The organism is Aeromonas sp. QDB30 (assembly GCF_027707645.1).
Classification (GTDB): domain Bacteria; phylum Pseudomonadota; class Gammaproteobacteria; order Enterobacterales; family Aeromonadaceae; genus Aeromonas; species Aeromonas caviae.
Genome location: NZ_JAPCIY010000169.1, coordinates 1 through 1,333, shown reverse-complemented (window position 1 = coordinate 1,333; position 1,333 = coordinate 1). Strand labels below are relative to the sequence as shown.

The following is a 1,333-nucleotide window of genomic DNA, read 5'->3' as shown; positions in this document are numbered from 1 at the left end:
GTTTTGTTATCCGGTTTGAAGCCGTATGACCACTCCCTTTTGTGGGCAACTGTCAGGTGAATACCATCTCCATACACCCCAGCTCCACCAAACGTTTGGAAAGGGCCACTTCGCAAGAAGTGGCCCTTTTTGTATCCTTTTTCTCGCCTTCAGAGGATGTATCCGCCCCGCGAGTGCTGTGCATCTCCAGACCAAGGGCCATAGGCTCTGCGGGGGGTGGCTGCATTTGACATGGGCCAGCTCCAGGTGGCATCGCCAGCAAAAACCGGCGAGTGGAGCGGCAATTTGCCCGGGAGCTCTGGGCCACGCCATCAGCCCAGCGCCTCCATGGGGTTGAAACAGCCTCGAGGATTCGCCCCCGAGAACCTTCCACTAGCCGTTGGCAGTGGAATGCTGGGTCAGATGAACGACGGGATTTTCGGAGAAGAGGTAGCGGTCATCCTCCATTTCGTCATCGAAGATGGTGGCCTGGAAGAGCATCTGCTTGGTGTTCTCCAGGTGCTGCCACATGGCCAGCTTGGCCGCCTGCGGATCCTTGCGCATCAGGGCCTTGAGGATCTGGTCGTGATCGTCGCACCAGCTGGAGATAGCCTTGTCGTCGATATGCTCGTGGAGCTTGCGCCAGTAGGGGTTGCGCTCGCGATGCAGCCAGAGCTGCTCGGTCAGGATCACCAGCACGGAGTTCTGGGTCGCCTTGGCCACCTGGATATGGAACTGCTTGTCCCACTCCGAATCGCGGGCACGATCCTCCTTGCGGGCCAGGGCCTGGATCTTCAGCAGCTCCATGATGTCCTGCTTGGTCACCTGGGTCGCGGCAAACTCGGCGATATTGCTCTCCAGCAGTTGCCTGGCTTGCAGCAGCTCGAAGGGGCCCGCCGTCAACAGGGCGTCATCCAGGGTGGGAGTCGCTTCGGCATACTGGCTCTCCCGGGCGATCACGTGGATCCCGGACCCTTTCTGCACCGCCACCAGCCCTTCCACTTCCAGCATGATGATGGCTTCGCGCACCACGGTGCGACTCACGTCCATCTCCTCGGCAATCAGCCGCTCGGCCGGCAGACGCTCGCCAACTTGATAACGCTGGCTGGCAATGCGTTGTTTCAGCTCGGCGGCGACTTTCTGATAGAGACGCTTTGATTCAACCAAGTCCATATTCATCTCACTCACACCCCAGCCTCATACTATTCAAGTGCCGGGACTGTCCCCCGGATACGGTAACTTGTTATACCAATTTACATGAAAATGAACAAGTGAGCCCTCATGTACAGAACCTTAAGCGGCAAGCGAATTAATAATACCGTCTAACGTGTTGTTTTGCTTGGATTTTCTCTGC

1 protein-coding gene is annotated in these 1,333 nt (G+C 57.5%); it reads right to left on the bottom strand.

Going from position 1 to position 1,333, the window contains the following annotated elements; all coding sequences use genetic code 11:
• Positions 1-372: 372 nt before the first annotated feature.
• A complete protein-coding gene (gene exuR, locus PG896_RS20950) occupies positions 373-1,158 on the bottom strand; it encodes a transcriptional regulator ExuR (protein WP_214004480.1) in 786 nt (261 codons plus the stop codon).
• Positions 1,159-1,333: the final 175 nt, after the last annotated feature.

Coding starts and splice junctions, on each gene's coding strand:
- exuR (WP_214004480.1), bottom strand. CDS start 1,158: ATGAATATGGACTTGGTTGAATCAAAGCGTCTCTATCAGAAAGTCGCC.